This is a genomic window from Thalassococcus profundi (assembly GCF_003344785.1).
In the GTDB taxonomy this organism is placed as follows: domain Bacteria; phylum Pseudomonadota; class Alphaproteobacteria; order Rhodobacterales; family Rhodobacteraceae; genus Puniceibacterium; species Puniceibacterium profundi.
This window is the reverse complement of sequence record NZ_QPMK01000016.1, coordinates 53,645-70,504: the sequence shown is the minus strand read 5'-3', so window position 1 is coordinate 70,504 and position 16,860 is coordinate 53,645. Positions and strand designations below refer to the sequence as shown.

18 protein-coding genes are annotated in these 16,860 nt (G+C 67.0%); 7 read left to right on the top strand and 11 right to left on the bottom strand.

All coding sequences use genetic code 11. The annotated features are described in order from the left end of the window. From DU478_RS17370 to DU478_RS17325, 10 genes are all read right to left on the bottom strand, one after another. Positions 1 to 333: a c-type cytochrome gene (locus DU478_RS17370; protein ID WP_114512232.1), complete on the bottom strand. Its 333-nt coding sequence runs from the start codon at positions 331 to 333 to the stop codon at positions 1 to 3. Beyond that, on the bottom strand, positions 323 to 1,357 hold the full coding sequence (locus DU478_RS17365; protein ID WP_114512231.1) for a c-type cytochrome: 1,035 nt from the start codon (positions 1,355 to 1,357) through the stop codon (positions 323 to 325). Before DU478_RS17365 ends, DU478_RS17370 begins: the two co-directional genes overlap by 11 nt. Next, a complete protein-coding gene (soxC, locus tag DU478_RS17360; RefSeq protein ID WP_114512230.1) occupies positions 1,341 to 2,612 on the bottom strand; it encodes a sulfite dehydrogenase in 1,272 nt (423 codons plus the stop codon). Before soxC ends, DU478_RS17365 begins: the two co-directional genes overlap by 17 nt. Positions 2,613 to 2,703: 91 nt before the next feature. Continuing rightward, the gene (gene soxB, locus DU478_RS17355; RefSeq protein ID WP_114512229.1) at positions 2,704 to 4,401 is read right to left on the bottom strand and encodes a thiosulfohydrolase SoxB; all 1,698 of its coding nucleotides are present in this window, start codon (positions 4,399 to 4,401) and stop codon (positions 2,704 to 2,706) included. Positions 4,402 to 4,497: 96 nt separating this feature from the next. Continuing rightward, the gene (gene soxA, locus DU478_RS17350) at positions 4,498 to 5,355 is read right to left on the bottom strand and encodes a sulfur oxidation c-type cytochrome SoxA (RefSeq protein ID WP_114512228.1); all 858 of its coding nucleotides are present in this window, start codon (positions 5,353 to 5,355) and stop codon (positions 4,498 to 4,500) included. Positions 5,356 to 5,416: 61 nt separating this feature from the next. Beyond that, a complete protein-coding gene (gene soxZ / locus DU478_RS17345) occupies positions 5,417 to 5,746 on the bottom strand; it encodes a thiosulfate oxidation carrier complex protein SoxZ (RefSeq protein ID WP_114512227.1) in 330 nt (109 codons plus the stop codon). Positions 5,747 to 5,780: 34 nt separating this feature from the next. Further along, a complete protein-coding gene (gene soxY, locus DU478_RS17340; RefSeq protein WP_114512226.1) occupies positions 5,781 to 6,197 on the bottom strand; it encodes a thiosulfate oxidation carrier protein SoxY in 417 nt (138 codons plus the stop codon). Between the two features lie 49 nt (positions 6,198 to 6,246). After that, on the bottom strand, positions 6,247 to 6,720 hold the full coding sequence (gene soxX, locus DU478_RS17335) for a sulfur oxidation c-type cytochrome SoxX (protein WP_114512225.1): 474 nt from the start codon (positions 6,718 to 6,720) through the stop codon (positions 6,247 to 6,249). Between the two features lie 128 nt (positions 6,721 to 6,848). Further along, positions 6,849 to 7,427 (bottom strand): thioredoxin family protein, encoded by a 579-nt coding sequence (locus tag DU478_RS17330; RefSeq protein WP_114512224.1) that lies wholly within the window; start codon positions 7,425 to 7,427, stop codon positions 6,849 to 6,851. Between the two features lie 20 nt (positions 7,428 to 7,447). After that, positions 7,448 to 8,185, bottom strand: coding sequence for a cytochrome c biogenesis CcdA family protein (locus tag DU478_RS17325; protein ID WP_114512223.1), 738 nt, complete (start codon positions 8,183 to 8,185; stop codon positions 7,448 to 7,450). A gap of 74 nt (positions 8,186 to 8,259) precedes the next feature. Here DU478_RS17325 and DU478_RS17320 point away from each other — a divergent pair, with 74 nt between their 5' ends. The 4 genes from DU478_RS17320 to DU478_RS17305 all read left to right on the top strand — a co-directional run bounded on the left by DU478_RS17320 (position 8,260) and on the right by DU478_RS17305 (position 11,420). Beyond that, on the top strand, positions 8,260 to 8,664 hold the full coding sequence (locus DU478_RS17320; protein WP_114512222.1) for a thioredoxin fold domain-containing protein: 405 nt from the start codon (positions 8,260 to 8,262) through the stop codon (positions 8,662 to 8,664). 4 nt (positions 8,665 to 8,668) lie between these two features. Further along, the gene (locus DU478_RS17315; protein ID WP_114512221.1) at positions 8,669 to 9,007 is read left to right on the top strand and encodes an ArsR/SmtB family transcription factor; all 339 of its coding nucleotides are present in this window, start codon (positions 8,669 to 8,671) and stop codon (positions 9,005 to 9,007) included. Between the two features lie 63 nt (positions 9,008 to 9,070). Then, positions 9,071 to 10,129: a YeeE/YedE family protein gene (locus DU478_RS17310; protein ID WP_114512220.1), complete on the top strand. Its 1,059-nt coding sequence runs from the start codon at positions 9,071 to 9,073 to the stop codon at positions 10,127 to 10,129. Between the two features lie 124 nt (positions 10,130 to 10,253). Continuing rightward, positions 10,254 to 11,420, top strand: a complete 1,167-nt coding sequence (locus DU478_RS17305) for an MFS transporter (RefSeq protein ID WP_114512298.1) — start codon at positions 10,254 to 10,256, stop codon at positions 11,418 to 11,420. 146 nt (positions 11,421 to 11,566) lie between these two features. Here the strand turns inward: DU478_RS17305 and DU478_RS17300 are convergent, their stop codons facing one another. Beyond that, positions 11,567 to 12,154, bottom strand: a complete 588-nt coding sequence (locus DU478_RS17300) for a riboflavin synthase (protein ID WP_114512219.1) — start codon at positions 12,152 to 12,154, stop codon at positions 11,567 to 11,569. Positions 12,155 to 12,256: 102 nt separating this feature from the next. On the opposite strand from DU478_RS17300, the gene DU478_RS17295 reads away from it, so the two are divergent. The 3 genes from DU478_RS17295 to DU478_RS17285 all read left to right on the top strand — a co-directional run bounded on the left by DU478_RS17295 (position 12,257) and on the right by DU478_RS17285 (position 16,835). Continuing rightward, positions 12,257 to 13,549 carry a capsule biosynthesis protein gene (locus DU478_RS17295; RefSeq protein ID WP_114512218.1) on the top strand — a complete coding sequence of 431 codons (1,293 nt, stop codon included), beginning with the start codon at positions 12,257 to 12,259 and terminating at the stop codon, positions 13,547 to 13,549. 96 nt (positions 13,550 to 13,645) lie between these two features. Continuing rightward, on the top strand, positions 13,646 to 14,791 hold the full coding sequence (locus DU478_RS17290) for a polysaccharide biosynthesis/export family protein (protein ID WP_233501390.1): 1,146 nt from the start codon (positions 13,646 to 13,648) through the stop codon (positions 14,789 to 14,791). Between the two features lie 4 nt (positions 14,792 to 14,795). Beyond that, entirely contained in the window at positions 14,796 to 16,835 is a 2,040-nt protein-coding gene (locus tag DU478_RS17285) for a capsular polysaccharide biosynthesis protein (protein ID WP_114512217.1), read from the top strand. Positions 16,836 to 16,860 lie beyond the last annotated feature (25 nt).

Below are 16,860 nucleotides of genomic sequence, written 5' to 3'. Positions count from 1 at the left end.
TTAGTCGGACTCGTTGAAATACGCAGCCAGGGCTGCGATCTCTTCATCCGACAGCCGCCCGGCCACCTGCTGCATCGCCGGATTGGCGCGCAGCTTCTGACGGTATTCGAGCATCGCCAGGATGAAGTGTTCCCGATCCAGCCCGTGCAGAGGCGGAATCCCGTCGTAGGCGTCAAGCTGGTGGCACCCGGCGCATTCGCCGCCGAGATAGGCGCCGTAGGCCGGATCTCCGTCGAGATCCATGATCCCGTCCGGCACGACCAGTTCTTCAGCCAGGGCGGCAAGCGGCGCCAGCGTCGCCGCTAGCGCCAGTGTCGCGAAATCAGTTCGCATTGGCAGAGGCGTCCTTGAGATAGGCGATGACCGCGGCGACGTCGTCCTCCTTCTTCAGACCCGCAAAAGCCATTTTGGTGCCCTTAAAGGTGCCGCGCGGGTCGGCGAGGAAGGCCGCAAGCGTCGCCTCGTCCCAGACACCGCCGTGATCGGCCATGGTGCCGGAATAGCGGAACCCGTCGACACCGCCGATGTCACGCCCGACGATGCCGTTCAATTGCGGACCGGCGCGGTTCTTGGCGCCCTCGCCCACCTGGTGGCAGGCCGAGCATTTGCGGAACACCTTTTCGCCCGCCGCCGCCAGTTCGGGGTCGACGGCCGCCGTTTCCTCGACGGCCGCTTCAGGCGCAGGCTCCGCCGCCGCCTCCTCAGCCGCTGGCGCCGCCTCCTCGGCGGTTTCCTCGGGCGTCACGTCCAGAACCGTGGCGCGCATGGTGATTTCCACCGAGTCCTTGCAGTTCTGCATGCAGGGTTCGCCCGACCAGATCGGGTACTCGGTTTCGGCGCGATCATCGACGAAGAAGCCGTCGGCATTGGGCATCTCGACCTCGGTGAAATTGTCGTTCGACAGGACGAAATCATCCTCCACGATGAAGTTCGAGTAAAGGATATAAGCGGTGATCGCATAGACCTCGTCGGCGGTCAGGCTTTGCGCATTGCCGAAGGGCATGGAGCGGTGGACGTAGTCGAAGGTGGTGGACAGGTACGGCCAGTAACTGCCCACCGTCTTGACAGGGTCTTCGTTGGCCAGCGTGCCGTCACCGCCCGCGAGCTTGGGCCAGTTGCCCACGCCTTCCGCAAAGACGCCGTGGCAGGCGCCGCAGGCCTCGGCAAAGATCGCCTCGCCATCCTCGACCGAGCCCGAGCCGGGCGGAAGGCCGGTGCCGTCGGGGCTGACGTCCAGGTCCCAGGCGGCGATCTCTTCGGGCAGCGCCTCGCGTCCCAGGCCGTAGCTCTCCGCAAAGGCCGGAGCGGCCATGACGATCAGCACGCCGGCGGTTGCAAGATTAAGAAACTTCGACATTTTCCGCCTCTCCGTTTTCCTTCACGTGCCAGGTCTGGATGCAGTTGTTGTGATAGACCGAGTTCAGCCCGCGCACCTCGCGCAGCTGCGCCTTGGTGGGCTGCACATAGCCGGTTTCATCCATGGCGCGGCTTTGCAGCAGCATCTCGGAGCCGTCCCATTCGGTGTCGAGGTAGAAGCGCGTCAGCGCCTTGTTCTCCCCCTCGCGCGCCAGGCGCGCGGTTTCCCAAGTCATCCCGCCGTCCTTGCTGACGTCGACGCGGGTGATCCTGCCGTGGCCGGACCAGGCCAGGCCGGTGATGACCAGCGGGCCGGCGCCGTGGGTGATCGGCGACTGCGGGCTGGGGCTGGTGACGACCGATTTCGCATCCATCACCCAGGTCCATTTCCGCGCCGAGCCGTCTTCCATCACGTCGGTGTACTTGCTAGTTTCCTCGCGGCTTTCCACGGGGCCGTCCATGACCTCGATCCGGCGCAGCCACTTGACCCACATGTTGCCTTCCCAACCTGGCACGACGAGGCGCACCGGGTACCCGTGCTCCTTGCGCAAAGCCTCGCCGTTGGCCTTGAACGCAACGAGCACGTCGTCCAGGGCCTTCTCCATCGGGATCGAGCGGCCGTTCGAGGACGCGTCGGCGCCTTCGACATAGACCCACTTGTCGCCGGAAAGGTCCGCGCCCGCCTCTTCCAGCAGGGTGCGCAGCGACACGCCGGTGTATTCCATGTTGTGGATCATGCCATGAGTGAACTGCGCGCCATTGAGCTGCGCGCCCGCCCATTCCATGCCGGTGTTCGCGGCGCATTCGCAGAAATAGACGTGGTTTTCCCGAGGGAAGCGTTCGAGATCGGCATAGGTGAAGACCAGCGGTTTTTCGACAAGGCCGTTGACCATCAGCCGGTAGTCGGGCTTCGCGAGTTCGATGGCGCCGGAATGGTGCCGCTCGAAGGCGCAGCCCTGCGGGGTGATCGTGCCGTCGAGCGCGTGGATCGGGGTGAAGTTGATCGAGCTGATCGGATCGGCCGTGAGCCAGGGCACGTTGCGGCGGATCACGTCGGATTCGAATTCGATAGGCAGGCCGTAAGGCGTCGCGTCGACTCCGTCGCCCAGGCCCTGCGCCCAGGGCTGCACCTCGGTGATCAGCGGATCCGGCCCCGCGGCCCGGGCCATGCCGGCACCGGCGACGGCCGTCCCGGCCGCCAGCGTGCCCCGCAGGAACGCCCGGCGCGAGGTGCCGCTCTTGCTGTCTTGCGTCATCTTTGACTCCTCTCGCATCATCACATTCGCCTATGTGAATGATTTTTGCAGAAAAATCGGCGGGCACCCGCGGCACCCGCCGTGCAACCTTTCAGGCGCCGACAACCTCGACGCTGGTGTTCTCGCCAACTTCGACCGTGCCGAGCTTGGCGATATGCGCCTCGACCACCTCCCAGATCGGCGGGCCCTCGGTGCCTTCGTTGACGCTGGCCCAACCCGCCACGACGTAGTTGCGCGCGGGGTCGATGGGCTCGCCGGTCGCCAGCATCGTCATCTCGGAAATCCGCTCGCCCGCCGGCTTCGTCACGTCGATGCGGTAACCCATGCCGCCGACGCGCACCATGTCACCGCCCTGCTGGTAGTAGGGATCGGGATTGAAGAGGTTGTCGGCCACGTCCTCGAGCACGATCTTGAGAAATTCGCCGGTCATTTCGGTGCGGTAGGCATTGGGATAGGTCATCGAGGTGACGTTCCAGATGTCCTCGCGGGTGATGTCCTGCCCGGGCAGAAGGCTCGGCCCCCAGCGCACGCCGGGGCTCATGGCGATCTCTGCCTCGCGCTCGGACAAGAGCGCATCGCAGATCACGTCGTCCCAAGTGCCGTTGAAGTTGCCGCGCCGGTAGAGCAGCCCGCCGGACTGGCCGATCACCTCGGACATGGCGGATTCGAAGGGCGCGCGCTGTTCGTCGATGAGCGCGGTCATCGCCGGATCGGGCGCGATCACGTCCGACAGGATCGGGATCAGCTTGTGGCGGAAGCCCATCATCCGGCCGTCCTGGATATTGAGGTCGACGCGGCTCACGAACTTGCCGTTGGAGCCGGAGGCCACCACGATCGTCTCGCCCACCAGCACCGGCTCGGGCAGCGCATCATGGGTGTGGCCCGACAGGATCACGTCGATGCCGGTCACCTGCGCGGCCATCTTCTTGTCGACGTCAAAGCCGTTGTGGCTCAGAAGCACGACGCATTCCGCGCCCTGCCCGCGCACCTCGTCGACCATTTCCTGCATGCGCTCGTCGCGGATGCCGAAACTGTATTCCGGGAACATCCAGCCCGGGTTGGCGATGGGCATGTAGGGGAAGGCCTGGCCGATCACCGCGACCTTGACACCACCGCGTTCGAAAAACTGGTAGGGTTTGAACAGCTCCGCCGGTTCGTCCCATTCGGCGTCAAAGATGTTCTGGCCCAGCGCGCCGAAGGGCAGCCCCTCAACCAGCTCGCGCACGCGGTCCGACCCGAGCGTGAATTCCCAGTGGAAGGTCATCGCATCGGGCTTGAGCGCGTTCATCACGTTGACCATGTCCTGCCCCTGCGTGTGATAGCAGGTGTAGGAGCCGTGCCAGGTGTCGCCGCCATCCAGCAGGATCGCGTCCGGCCGCTCGGCGCGGATCGAATTGATCACCGTGGCCACGCGGTCGAGCCCGCCGACCCGGCCGTATTCCTGCGCCAGCGCGGAAAAGTCATTGTATGTCAGCGCGTAATGCGACGGGCTGCCGTCCTCGATGCCGTAAAGCTTGCGGAAATCGGCGCCGGTGATATGCGGCACCTCGCCCCGGTTCGGGCCGACGCCGATATTGACCTCGGGTTCGCGGAAATAGATCGGCTTCAGCTGTGCGTGGATGTCGGTCACGTGGATCAGCGTCAGGTTGCCGAAACTGTCAAATTGCAACAGCTGGTCCTGCGTCAGTGCCTGCTGCGCGGCCAGCCGGGACCAGTTGCCGAAACCGCTGGCGCCCACCAGCGCGGTGGTGGCCATCGAGACTTGCAGGAAATCGCGTCTGGAGATCATCGGGAGGGTCTTTCCGTTTGCAGCCCACACATTCGCATGTGTGCATATTTCGCGAGCGAAAAACCCCGCGCAGCTCGAGGCGCGCGGGGTCATGGGTCAGTTGCGAACCGACGGCCCTTCGACCGAAAGACCGTTGCCGCGCGAGGCGACGTAAAGCTCCAGCGCCACGAATTCCGGGCTGCCGGTGCTGAAGGTCTCGGCACGGGTGTCGCGCACGCAGCCGCGGAACCGGCTGTGCACGCCGTTGAGCTTGGCGTTCTTCAGGCGGTAGGTCGGAAAGCCGTTGACTTGGCCCTGGCTCAGGTGGTCGGCGCGGATATAGTTGCCGTAATTTTCCTCGTGGCAGGACGCGCAGGCCAGTTCGAGCTGACCGTAGCGGGTGTAGTAGATCTCCTTGCCCATTTCCCAGGCCTCGGCGGCGGGTCCGTCGATGGCCACATCCACGGGCATGCCGCGTGACACGGAGCTCATCAACGCCTCCATCTCGATGGCGGGCTGGGCGTCGTAGCCCCAGGCCTCAGCCTGCATCCGTTCGGTCCGGCAGGCGTTCATCTGCATCTGCAGGGTGCGCACCTCGCCGGCGGAGTCGACGTACTTGGGATAGACCGGCTTCACGCCGGCCATGTCCTCGGGCGTGCCATGGCAGGAGGCGCAGGATTCGCCCGCCTCGCCCTCGACCGTGTCCCAGGCGTCCCGGGCGTTGTCGACGAAGATCATGCCCTGGTTCTCGAAATCGTCGAGCTGCTGGCTCTGGGTCTCGTCCTCGCGGAAGTGCCAGCCCGAGATGATCGTGTCGATGCCGGTGCCTTCCATGTGCGCAGGCGCCTCGGTCTTGGTGGTCATCTCGATCTCGCCGTTGATGACCATGGTGTCATCGTCCGGGCCGCCGGCCATCAGCGCCGGCGCCGTGGCGATCAGCGCGGCCGCAACGGCGGTCATTGCCTTGAAATTCATGTCTGTCCCTCCCTGGAATCGGCCCTGTCCCGCGGTTCGGGGACAGGGCCGCGCACCGGTTTCAGCCGATGGCGATTTCTTTTGCGTCTTCGTAGACCGACCCGTCGTCGTCGTACCAGGTGAACTTGAATTCACCGGCTTCGGGCACCGTCGCGGTGAACTCGAAATACGGGTTGGTGGAAATCGCCGGCTCCATCTTCACGTCGACGACGTTCTCGCCGTTGAAGTCGCAGGTGAAGCGGTTGATGATCGAGCGCGGGATGGTGTTGCCGTCGCTGTCCTTGCGCTGGCCGGATTCCATCGGGTGGCTGATCAGCGTCTTGATGGTGATCTCCTCGCCAGCCGCAGCCGACTTGGGGACCTTGACGCGGGGTTTGACTCCAGATGCCATTTTCTCGTCTCCTTGTGTCTCTGCTGTGTCTGACTTAGCCGCCGCAGCCGCCGATGGTGACCTTCACCATCTTCGAAGAGCGGGCAAAGCTGCCGTCCTCGAGCTTGGCGATGGCGATCACCTCCTGCGTACCGGCAAGGCGGATCCGCGTGCTTGCGGCCTGGCTTGCGGCCAGCGGGCCGAAGTTGAACGTGGCGACCGGCGGGGTCGGGTTGCCCGCGGCAAGCACCATGATGGCGCTGGCGCCGGGGGCCGCGACCTCGATCGGCACGGTGTTGCCGTTTTCGGCGATCTCGGGTGCCGTCAGTTCGACACCGGAATCGGCGATGTCGGCACCGCCGGTGAACTCCGCGATCATGTCATCGACCGCTGCGTTGGCGCGGAACGGCAGGACCGTCATCAGCGCTGCACCGGCGGTCATCGCCAGTGTCTCGCGTCTCGTGAAATCCATGAGTTATCTCCTTAATCTCGTGCAGTCTCGGGCAGGCCGCGGGGCCTGCTCAGTCCTTGAGCGTCATCAGGTAGGCGACCACGTCTTCTATCTGTTGTGCCGTCAGCAGCGGTTCAAGGTCCTCTTCTGCAGCCCCCTTGCCAGTGTAACCGTCTCCGGGGCGGATGAAGCCGCTGGTCTTGTAGAAGGCCGGCATCACCGTGCCTTCGAAAGTCATCTTGGCGTTGGCCACGATACCGCGCAGTTCCGCTTCGCTGCGATACCCGCCGACACCGTTGAGCGGCGGGCCGACTTCGCCCTGGAACGCCGCGTCGAGCGCGTCGACCTTGTGGCAGGCCACGCAGTTGCCCAGGCCGCGGGTGGTCATCACCTTGGCGCCGGCCTCGGCGTCGCCGGGCGCGCCGCTGAGCGATGTTTCGATTTCGCCGTATTCGGTGTAGGTCACGTCGCCCGGCGCGACCGCGTCGGCCAGGGCCGCCCCCGCCACCAGGCTCGCGGCCATCGTGATTGCTGTCAGCCTCATGTTCCCTCCCTAGGCTTGTCTCTTCCGCTCTGACGGCGGATCGTTCCGGTATACCGTAGGCCACCGGCCCACACACACGCAACAACAAATTCACAGAAGTGAATAAATACCGCTCAACGCACGGCCGGTCAGTCGGTCTTGCCGTTGTCGCGTTCCTGAATCATCCGCGCGTGGTATCGCTGAAAATCCTCACCGTTATCAAGCAGGTATCGCTTTTCATTGACCCAGGTGAACATGTCGAGCGTGGTGCCCTTTCCGAAGGCGCCCGGCATCACCGCAACCGCGGCCTCGGCGGCCGACGTGTCCTCGGGCACCTCTTCGGGCAGGAACATGATGGTCGGCGTGAACATCACCCGCCACTTCCGCGCCATCTCCTTCTCGGACAGCGATTCTCCGTCGAGGTCGGTCACCTCGATGTCGCCATGCAGGTTCAGTTGCACGACAAAGTAGTTCTCCTCGATGTAGTTCGAGATCGTGGGATCGGGAAACACCTCTTCATGCATCTGCGTGCAGTAGATGCAGCCGCGCTGCTCGAAGAAGAGCACCAGCCGCTTGCCCTCGTCATTGGCCTCGGCCAGGTCGTCGCGCAGGTCCTTGAAGGTGTCGCGCATCCAGTCGGTCTTGTGCAGGCCGTCGTCGCCCAGCTCAGCCGCCCAGACCGGCAGGGCGATCAGCGTTGCCGCAAGTCCCGTCATCCAGTGTTTCATATGTTTCGCCCTCCCAAGCGTCAGCTCAGCGACACCCATCCGGGAAACCACCGGATCATGGCATCGGCAATCAGGTTTACCGTATCGGTCGCGATCAGGATCGCAAAGAGGATGAGCATCCCGCCCATCACTTTCTCGACATGCGCGAGCTTGTCCCGGTGCCGCGCGGTCCAGCGCAGGAACGGCCCGGAAAACAGCGCCGCGACCACGAAGGGCGCCGTCATCGCCAGCCCGTAGACCAGCAGCAGTAGCCCCCCCTGGGTAATGTCGCCCATGCCGCTGGCGATCATCAGGATCGACGCCAGCGCCGGGCCGACGCAGGGCGTCCAGCCGAACCCGAAGGCCAGCCCCATGACGTAGGCGCCCAGCACAGTCGTCGGCTCCGCGCTGCTGTCAACCCGCGCCTCGCGGTAGAGGATCGGCACGCGGATGATCCCGAGGAAATGCAGCCCGAAGACCAGCAAGAGCGCCGCGGCGCCGTATTTCAGCACGTCCATCCAGTCGGCAAAGGCCCGGCCCACCGCCGTCGCCCCCATACCCAGTAGGACGAAGATCGTCGTCACTCCCAGCGCAAAGAACACCGACGACAGCACAAGACGCTTTTGCGCGCCCGGCGGGATGCCGGCGTCGCTGCGCAGTTCCGCCATCGACAGACCTGCCATGTAACACAGGTAGAAGGGCACCATCGGCAGGATGCAGGGAGTGAAGAAGCTCAGCAGCCCCGCAAGTGCTGCACCGGCGAACGAGATATCGAGCACGGGCGACGGGCTCCTTGTTTAATTCACATATTCATATTACGTTGTGCAACCGAAGAAGGTCAAACAGAAGTCCGATGCTGCGCACATTCGCCCTGCCCGTCCTTGTCCTCTGGGCATTCGCTCCGGTCACTGCCCTGGCAGAGCCGCGGCTCGTCATGGTCGAACAGCCCGGCTGTGTCTACTGCGAGCGCTGGGACGAAGAGATCGCCGAGGCCTACCCCAAGACCCGCGAAGGCCGGCACGCGCCGCTTCTGCGCGCCGATCTGCGCGACGGCCCACCCGAGGGAATCACCTATGACCGCAAGGTGAATTTCACCCCGACCTTCATCCTGGTCGAGGACGGCACCGAACAGGCCCGCATCGAAGGCTACCCGGGCGCGGATTTCTTCTGGGGCCTGCTGTCGATGATGCTGGCCGAACACGCGGGTTTCGAACCTGATGTCTCTGCCGCGACCCCCGTGACCGACTCTGAGGGATGATGCCATGACCGCCCTGCCCGTTCTGCGCGACGACATGAGCGAAGAGGAATTCGACAGGATCCTCGAAAAGGCCACCGCAGCCTCGGCCTTTCTCAAGGCGATCAGCCACGAGGGGCGGCTGATGATCCTTTGCCACTTGGTGTCGGGCGAGAAATCCGTGACCGAGCTCGAGGACCTGCTGTCGGCCCGCCAGGCCGCAGTCAGCCAGCAATTGTCGCGCCTGCGGCTCGAGGGGCTGGTGGTGCCGCGCCGCGACGGCAAGGCGATCTACTACCGCCTCGCCGACGACAAGCCGCGCAAGATGCTCGAATGCGTCTACGAGCTCTTCTGCAACGACGACTGACACCACGCATACGGGGCGCGCGGGAACCGCGCCGGACTGTCTGGGCAGAGGGAGGGCCCCGGCATGATCGACCTGATCGGAGAATACGGCGCTTCGGCGCTGGTCGGCGTCGTGGGCGGCATCCTGCTGGGCCTCGCGGCGCGGCTGGGCCGCTTCTGCACCCTGGGCGCCATCGAGGACAGACTCTACGGCGGGTCGGACCTGCGGCTGCGCATGTGGGGCATCGCCATCGGCGTCGCGATCGTCGGCACCTTCGCGCTGATCGCGACCGGGGCGCTTCCTGCGGCTGACACACTCTACCTCGGGCTGCACTGGAACCCGCTCGGGTCGGTCCTGGGCGGGTTGGCCTTCGGCTACGGCATGGCGCTGGCGGGCAACTGCGGCTACGGCGCGCTGGCCCGGCTGGGCGGCGGCGATCTGCGCAGCTTCGTCATCGTGCTGGTCATGGGCGTCGCCGCCTATGCCACAGTCAGCGGGCCCCTCGCACCGCTGCGCGCCGCGCTCTTTCCCATCGACGCGGTGACCGACGACCGGCTGCCCGGCATTGCGCACGGGCTGGCCCGCCTGACCGGCCTGGGCGCCCCGGCGATCGGGATCGCCCTTGGACTGGCACTGCTGGCGGCGTCGCTGGCCTCGAAAGCGCTCTGGCAAACGCCCGGCACGGTCTTCTGGGCCGCAATCGTCGGCGCCGCGATCCTGACCGGATGGGCCGGGACGAGCTATATCCGCGCCCACGGCTTCGAGCCGATCGCGCCGGTGTCGCACAGCTTTTCCGCGCCGCTGGGCGAGGCGATCCTGTGGTGGATGACCGGCTCGGTCCGGCCGGTGAGCTTTGCCGTGGGCTCCGTCGCCGGGGTCTGGATCGGCGCTTTCGCCGGGTCGCTGATCAAGGGCCACTTCCGCTGGGAGGCCTGCGAGGACCCGCGCGAGCTGCGCCGGCAGATCGTCGGCGCGGCGCTGATGGGCGTGGGCGCGGTCGTGGCGCTCGGCTGCACCATCGGACAGGGGCTGTCGGCCTTTTCGGTGCTGGCTTGGTCCGCGCCGGTGACCTTCGCCGCGATCTTTGCCGGCGCCGCGTTCGGATTGCGCCAGCTGATCGAAGGGTTCCAGCCGGCCGAGTGACGCCGGCACCGCTGGGGGCTCTGCCCCCGTCCGCCAGGGCGGACTCCCCCGAGGGTTATTGAAAACCGGAGAAGCACAGGCGCGCGCTCTGGCGGGCCGCGCCGCGCTGTGGCATCAGGACGCCATGACCCGGCCCGCCGACCCTGCCCTGACCGTCGTCGTGCTCTGGCTCGCGGGCCTTGGGGCCGCCGGGCAGTTCGCCAAGATCGCCGTCGCCTTCCCGGCGCTGCAGGCGCTTTACCCGCAGGCCGGGACGAGCCTGGGCCTGGCCGTGTCGCTGATTTCCCTGCTCGGCGCGCTCCTGGGTGTCGTCGCCGGCATGATCGTGGCCCGGCTGGGTCTGCGGCGGATGCTGCTCTGGGGGCTTTGGCTCGGCGCGGCGCTGTCGCTGGCGCAAGCGATCCTGCCGGGGCTCGGGGCGCTGCTGGCGACGCGGCTGGTCGAAGGGCTGTCCCACCTGGTGATCGTCGTCGCGGCGCCGACGCTGATCTCCGAGACGGTCGCGGACCGCTGGCGCGGCGCGGCGCTGACGCTCTGGTCCACCTTCTTCGGTGTCGCCTTCGCGCTCTTCGCCTGGGCCGGCCTGCCGCTGGTCGACAGCCACGGCCCCGGCGCGCTCTTCGCGCTGCACGGCGCCTGGATGGCCGCCATGGCGCTCTGGCTCTCGGTCCTGTTGCCGACCGCCCGCCTCGTGCGGGTCACCGACCCCCTGACCTGGCGCGCGGTCCTGGCACGCCACGCGGCGATCTACCGCTCGCCGGCGCTCAGCGCCCCGGCCCTCGGCTGGCTCTGCTACACGCTGACCTTCGTGTCGCTGCTGACGCTGCTTCCGGCGGTCATGGAGCCGTCCTCGCCCGGCTGGCTGCTGGGCGCGCTGCCGCTGACCTCGATCGCGGTGGCGCTGACGCTGGGGGTGGCCCTGCTGCGCAAGCTGAGTGCGGTGCAGGTGATCCTGCTGGGCTTCGCCGCCTCCGCCATCGCGGTCGCCGCGCTTCTGGCCCTGCCGGGCCCCCTCTGGCCGGTCTTCGCGCTCTTTGCCGCGCTGGCGTTGGTGCAATCGGCCAGCTTCGCGGCGGTGCCCGAACTGGCTTCCGACCCCGCCGACCGGGCCCTGGCCAACGGCGCGCTCGCGCAGATGGGAAATGTCGGCAACCTGCTGGGCATGCCGCTGCTGCTCGCGATCCTCGGACTGGGCGGCGCCACCGCGGGGCTGCTGGCGGTGATGACCGCCTATCTCGCAGGTCTCGGCCTGCACCTCGCGCTGGCCCGCGCGCGCCGCGCCCGAGCCTGATCCGCCTTCATCTTGCCGATAAACCTCCAGAGAGCACGAGAGACAGCGTCTCTCGTATCGCCCGAAGGGCGATTCCGTTGCCCCGATCCGCAAAAAGCGCAGCGGACGGCGCCTCTCCGCCCCCACGATGAACGGCTCCACCGCCGTCAGGACATCTCCGCCAGCCGCGCCACGTAGCGCGCCAGAGTGTCGATTTCGAGGTTGACCATGTCGCCTTCCTGCACGTCGCCCCAGGTCGTCGCCACCTTGGTGTGCGGGATGAAGTTGATGCCGAAGTCGCGGCCCTCGACCTCGTTCACCGTGAGCGAGGTGCCGTTCAGCGCCACCGACCCCTTGGGCGCGATGAACCGCGCCAGCGCCTCGGGGGCACGCAGGGTGACGCGGGTGCTGTCGCCCTCCTCGGCCACCCGGATCACCTCGGCCTGCCCGTCCACGTGCCCGGACACGATATGCCCGCCCAGTTCGTCGCCCACCCTGAGCGCGCGCTCAAGGTTCACCCGGTAGCCCACCGACCAGGCGCCGATGTTGGTCTTGCTCACCGTCTCGGCGCTGATCTGCACGTCGAACCAGTCGCTGCCCAGGGCCACGACCGTCAGGCACACGCCGTTGCACGCGATGGAGGCACCGATCTCGATCCCGGCGGTGTCGTATTGCGTGGCGATCCGCGCGCCCAGGTCGCCGCGCTGCTCCAGCGACCGGACCTCGCCGATGTCGGTGATGATGCCGGTAAACATGGCTCTGCCCCTTTCGGGCCCTCCCGCCGCAAGGCAATGGGGCCTTATTTTCGCCGCCTTCAGGCGCTACACCTGATCCGAGCGGAGGGATAGCCTGTCGATATGAGCAACGCAACCGGACAGAAACGGGTCTTCTTGTTCCTGCAGGGGCCGCACGGGCCGTTCTTTTCAAAGCTGGGCAAGATGCTGCGCAAGACCGGCGCCGAGGTCTGGCGCGTCGGGTTCAACGCCGGCGACCGCGCCTTCTGGTTCCACTCCGCAAGCTACCTGCCCTACCGCGGCACGACCGAGGACTGGCCCGCCCATATCGGCGCCCTGCTGACCGAGCGCCGCGTCACCGACATCGTGCTCTACGGCGACACGCGCTCGATCCACGCCGAGGCCGTCGCCGCCGCCCACGCCCGCGGCGTCACCGTGCATGTCTTCGAGGAAGGCTACATGCGCCCCTACTGGGTGACCTACGAACGGGGCGGATCGAACGGCCATTCGCGGCTGACAGAGATGTCCATCGCGCAGATGCAGGACGCCCTGCGCCAGTCCGACATGGAGGCGCCGCTGCCGCCCGCGCATTGGGGCGACATGCGCCACCACATCTTCTACGGCGCGCTCTACCACTGGTTCGTGATGTTCCGGAACGGCGATTACCGCAACTTCCGCCCGCACCGCAGCCTCGCCGTGGCGCAGGAGTTCCGGCTCTACGTCAAACGCCTGCTGACCCTGCCGCTGACGGCGCTCGACCGGATCGTCGCCACCCAGCGCATCCGGCTGGGCGGCTTCCCCTATCACCTGGCACTGCTGCAACTGGAACACGACAGCTCGTTCCAGATGCATTCGCCCTTCTCCACCATGACCGATTTCCTCGGACTGGTGATCGAGGGCTTCGCCAAGGGCGCGCCGGGGCATCATCACCTGGTCTTCAAGGCGCATCCGCTCGAGGACGGCCGTGTGCCGGTGCGCCGCGCGATCCGCGACTTCGCCAAGGCGCATGGCGTCTCGGACCGGGTGCACTTCGTGCGCGGCGGCAAGCTGGCGCAGCTTCTGAACGACGCGCGCACCGCCGTGACGGTGAATTCCACCGCCGCCCAGCAGGTGCTCTGGCGCGGGATTCCGCTCAAGGTCTTCGGCGACGCGGTCTATGCCAAGCCGGAGTTCGTCTCGGACCAGCCGCTGGCCGAATTCTTCGCCACTCCCGCCCGTCCGGACAACCGCGCCTACAAGGATTACCGCCGTTACCTGCTGGAAACATCGCAGCTTCCCGGCGGCTTCTACTCGGCGCGCGGGCGCCGGCAACTGCTGCGGCATGTGGTCGATATGATGCTGGCAGAGGACGATCCCTACGACGCGCTGCTGCTCGGAACCGCGGCTCCAAGGCAACAGTTGCGCGTCGTCCGTTAGGGCGCCGAATACCTGCGACTGGCTTTTTGGGCAGGAGTCCCGTAGGTTAAAAGAAAAACCTGAGGCAGAACAATAACAGGTCGAGGAGACCGAGCAGTGAATACCTCCCCCACCCGTCGGGCGAGAGCGATCGCCCTGCTGGCCGCGGTGTCGATTCTGGCATCCTGCGGCCTGCCGCGCGTTGGCCCCACAAAACGCGAAATCTTTGCCGGATCGGTACAACGCCAGGGCGACGCCTTCGTCGTGTCGGTCAACGACCGCGTGACCCGCGCCACCGCCGTGGTGCCGGCGCTCGGCTTCAGCGAGACCTTCCAGAGTGCCGGCGTGGTCGGATCGGACGTGATCAACCCCGGCGACACCCTGGGCCTGACGATCTGGGAAAACGTCGATGACGGGCTGCTGTCCGGCGAGGCGTCGAACTCCACCATCCTCGAAGAGGTGCAGGTCGACGGATCGGGTTTCATCTTCGTGCCCTACGCTGGCCGCATCAAGGCATCGGGCAATTCGCCCGAAGCGATCCGCCGGATCATCACCTCCAAGCTCGAGGAACAGACCCCCGATCCGCAGGTGCAGGTGCGCCGCATCGCCGGGGACGGCTCGACCGTGAGCCTTGCCGGCGCTGTCGGCGGCCAGGGCGTCTATGCCATCGAACGTCCGACCCGCACCCTGTCGTCGATGCTGGCACGGGCGGGCGGCGTGACCATCCGGCCCGAGATCGCACAGGTCACCGTCCAGCGTGGCGGTCAGACCGGCAAGATCTGGTTCCAGGATCTCTACGAGAACCCGGCCATGGACATCGCCCTGCGCGGCGGCGACAAGATCCTGGTCGAGGAAGACACCCGCGCCTTCACGGCGCTTGGCGCCACCGGCACCCAGGCCCGCGTGCCGTTCGAGACGCAGACCCTGTCGGCGGTCGAGGCGATTGCCCAGGTCGGCGGTCTGCTGACCGCTTCGGCCGATCCCACCGGCGTCTTCATCTTCCGCAACGAACCCGCCGAGATCGCCAACCAGGTGATGGGCCGCACCGACCTCATCGGCGCGCAGCGGCTGGTCTATGTTCTGGACCTGACCGAACCCAACGGCATGTTCATGGCCCGCGATTTCGTCGTCCGCGACGGCGACACGCTCTACGTGACCGAAGCGCCGTTCACCCAGTGGGACAAGACGATTTCCGCCCTGACAGGATCGCTCAGCGCGGTTGGCACGGTCGCCACGGCCTCCACCGCCCTCGAAGGCATCTGATCCCATGCTGCCCGCACGCGGGCAGGACGACGCGAACGCCGGGGACCGCACTCCCCGGCGTTTGTGCGTCTACAACGGCGGTTTCCTGACCCAGCCGCGCCTGCGCCGGATCCTGTCGCTGTCCGGCTACCGCGTGGCACTGGGCCTGCCCCGTGACGGTGATGCTGTGGCCGTCTGGGGCCAGTCGCCCATCGCCCACCGCGGCGAGGCCATCGCCGCCCGCCACGGCGCGCCGCTGATCCGGATCGAGGATGCCTTCCTGCGCTCGCTGCATCCCGGACGTGACGGAGAGCCGCCGATAGGCCTGCTGATCGACCGCGCCGGCGTGCATTTCGACCCCGCCACGCCGTCCGAGCTGGAAACGCTGCTCGCGACCCATCCGCTCGACGATTCCGCGCTGATGGCCCGCGCCCGCGCCGCCCTGCACTGGCTGCGCCGCGCGCATCTGACCAAGTATTCCGCCGTCTATCCAGACGCGCCTCTGCCCGAACCGGGCTACGTGCTGGTCATCGACCAGACCCGCGGCGATGCCTCGGTCCGCGCCAGCGCCGCCGATCGCGGGCGGTTCCGCGAGATGCTTGTCTTTGCGCAAGAGGAACACCCCGGCGCCCGCGTCGTCATAAAGACACATCCCGAAACCGCCGCAGGCCACCGCGCCGGGCATTTCATCGACGCCGACTGCAACGACCGGATCAGCCTTCTGGACCGGCCGGTGTCGCCCTGGGCGCTGTTCGACGGCGCGGTGGGGGTCTACACGGTGTCCTCGCAACTGGGCTTCGAGGCGATCCTCGCCGGTCACAAGCCCCGCGTCTTCGGCCAGCCCTTCTACGCCGGCTGGGGGCTCACCGACGACGACCGCCCGGTGCCGCGGCGCGAACGCCAGCTGACCCGCGCGCAGCTTTTCGCCGCCGCGATGATCCTCTACCCCGCCTGGTATGACCCCTATCGCGACCGCCTGTGCGAGATCGAAGACGTGCTGGCCGGTCTCGAGGCCCGCGCCACCGCCTGGCGGCAGGACCGCCGCGGCTGGGTCGCGAGCGGCATGCGCCTGTGGAAACGCGAGCCCCTACAGCGCTTCTTCGGCGCCGAAAAGCGCCTGATCTTCGAAGACGACCCTGCGAAGGCCCGCGCCAGGGCCGATGCACTCGACCGCCCGTGCATGGTCTGGGCGGGCAAGGCCGCGCCGGGCGAGGTTATCACCCGCGTAGAGGACGGATTCCTCCGCTCGCGCGGGCTTGGCGCCGAACTGGTGCCCCCGCTGTCGCTGGTCTGCGACGACCTGGGCATCTACTACGATCCGACCCGCGCGTCGCGGCTGGAACAGCTGATCGCCGCCTCGGTCGACCTGCCCGCCGATCAGCTCGACCGCGCTGCCGCCCTCATCCGCCGCATCGCCCGGGGAGGGCTGTCGAAATACAACCTCGGCGGTGCGGTGCCGCCGCTGCCGCCCGGTCATCGCATCCTCGTGCCCGGACAGGTCGAGGACGACGCCTCGATCCTGCTGGGCAGCCCCGACATACGCCGCAACGCCGACCTGCTGGAACGCGCACGGGCCGCGAACCCCGGGGCGGTGATCCTGTGGAAGCCGCATCCGGACGTCGAGGCCGGCTTGCGCACCGGAGCGATCGATCATCCCGAAACGCACGCCGACATGACCCTGCGCGGGGTCGATGCGGGCGCATTGCTGTCCTGCGTCGACGAAGTCTGGACCATGACCTCGCTCATGGGGTTCGAGGCGCTCTTGCGCGGCTGCCGCGTGGTGACACTTGGCGCGCCTTTCTACGCAGGTTGGGGCCTCACGCGCGACGTTGGCCCGGTGCCCGCCCGCCGCGCCGGCCCTCGGCCCAGCCTTGAGGGGCTGGTGCACGCGACGCTCATCGCCTATCCGCGCTACCGTGATCCGGTCACGGGCCTGCCCTGCCCGGTCGAGGTCATCGCAGACCGGCTGGAACAGGGCGACGTCCCCTCTCCGGGGCCATTCAATCGAAGCCTCTCGAAACTTCAGGGGCTGTTTGCCAGCCAGGCGCATCTCTGGCGCCGGTAGCCGCATGTGCGGCGCGGTTTTGATC

Excerpts from the sequence above, each read along its gene's own strand:
- DU478_RS17320 (WP_114512222.1), top strand. The coding sequence starts at position 8,260 with ATGCTGCGCACATTCGCCCTGCCCGTCCTTGTCCTCTGGGCATTCGCT.
- soxY (WP_114512226.1), bottom strand. The coding sequence starts at position 6,197 with ATGGATTTCACGAGACGCGAGACACTGGCGATGACCGCCGGTGCAGCG.
- DU478_RS17305 (WP_114512298.1), top strand. The coding sequence starts at position 10,254 with ATGACCCGGCCCGCCGACCCTGCCCTGACCGTCGTCGTGCTCTGGCTC.
- DU478_RS17310 (WP_114512220.1), top strand. The coding sequence starts at position 9,071 with ATGATCGACCTGATCGGAGAATACGGCGCTTCGGCGCTGGTCGGCGTC.
- DU478_RS17295 (WP_114512218.1), top strand. The coding sequence starts at position 12,257 with ATGAGCAACGCAACCGGACAGAAACGGGTCTTCTTGTTCCTGCAGGGG.
- DU478_RS17370 (WP_114512232.1), bottom strand. The coding sequence starts at position 333 with ATGCGAACTGATTTCGCGACACTGGCGCTAGCGGCGACGCTGGCGCCG.
- DU478_RS17315 (WP_114512221.1), top strand. The coding sequence starts at position 8,669 with ATGACCGCCCTGCCCGTTCTGCGCGACGACATGAGCGAAGAGGAATTC.
- DU478_RS17300 (WP_114512219.1), bottom strand. The coding sequence starts at position 12,154 with ATGTTTACCGGCATCATCACCGACATCGGCGAGGTCCGGTCGCTGGAG.
- soxC (WP_114512230.1), bottom strand. The coding sequence starts at position 2,612 with ATGACGCAAGACAGCAAGAGCGGCACCTCGCGCCGGGCGTTCCTGCGG.
- soxA (WP_114512228.1), bottom strand. The coding sequence starts at position 5,355 with ATGAATTTCAAGGCAATGACCGCCGTTGCGGCCGCGCTGATCGCCACG.
- soxX (WP_114512225.1), bottom strand. The coding sequence starts at position 6,720 with ATGAGGCTGACAGCAATCACGATGGCCGCGAGCCTGGTGGCGGGGGCG.
- DU478_RS17330 (WP_114512224.1), bottom strand. The coding sequence starts at position 7,427 with ATGAAACACTGGATGACGGGACTTGCGGCAACGCTGATCGCCCTGCCG.
- soxB (WP_114512229.1), bottom strand. The coding sequence starts at position 4,401 with ATGATCTCCAGACGCGATTTCCTGCAAGTCTCGATGGCCACCACCGCG.
- soxZ (WP_114512227.1), bottom strand. The coding sequence starts at position 5,746 with ATGGCATCTGGAGTCAAACCCCGCGTCAAGGTCCCCAAGTCGGCTGCG.
- DU478_RS17285 (WP_114512217.1), top strand. The coding sequence starts at position 14,796 with ATGCTGCCCGCACGCGGGCAGGACGACGCGAACGCCGGGGACCGCACT.
- DU478_RS17365 (WP_114512231.1), bottom strand. The coding sequence starts at position 1,357 with ATGTCGAAGTTTCTTAATCTTGCAACCGCCGGCGTGCTGATCGTCATG.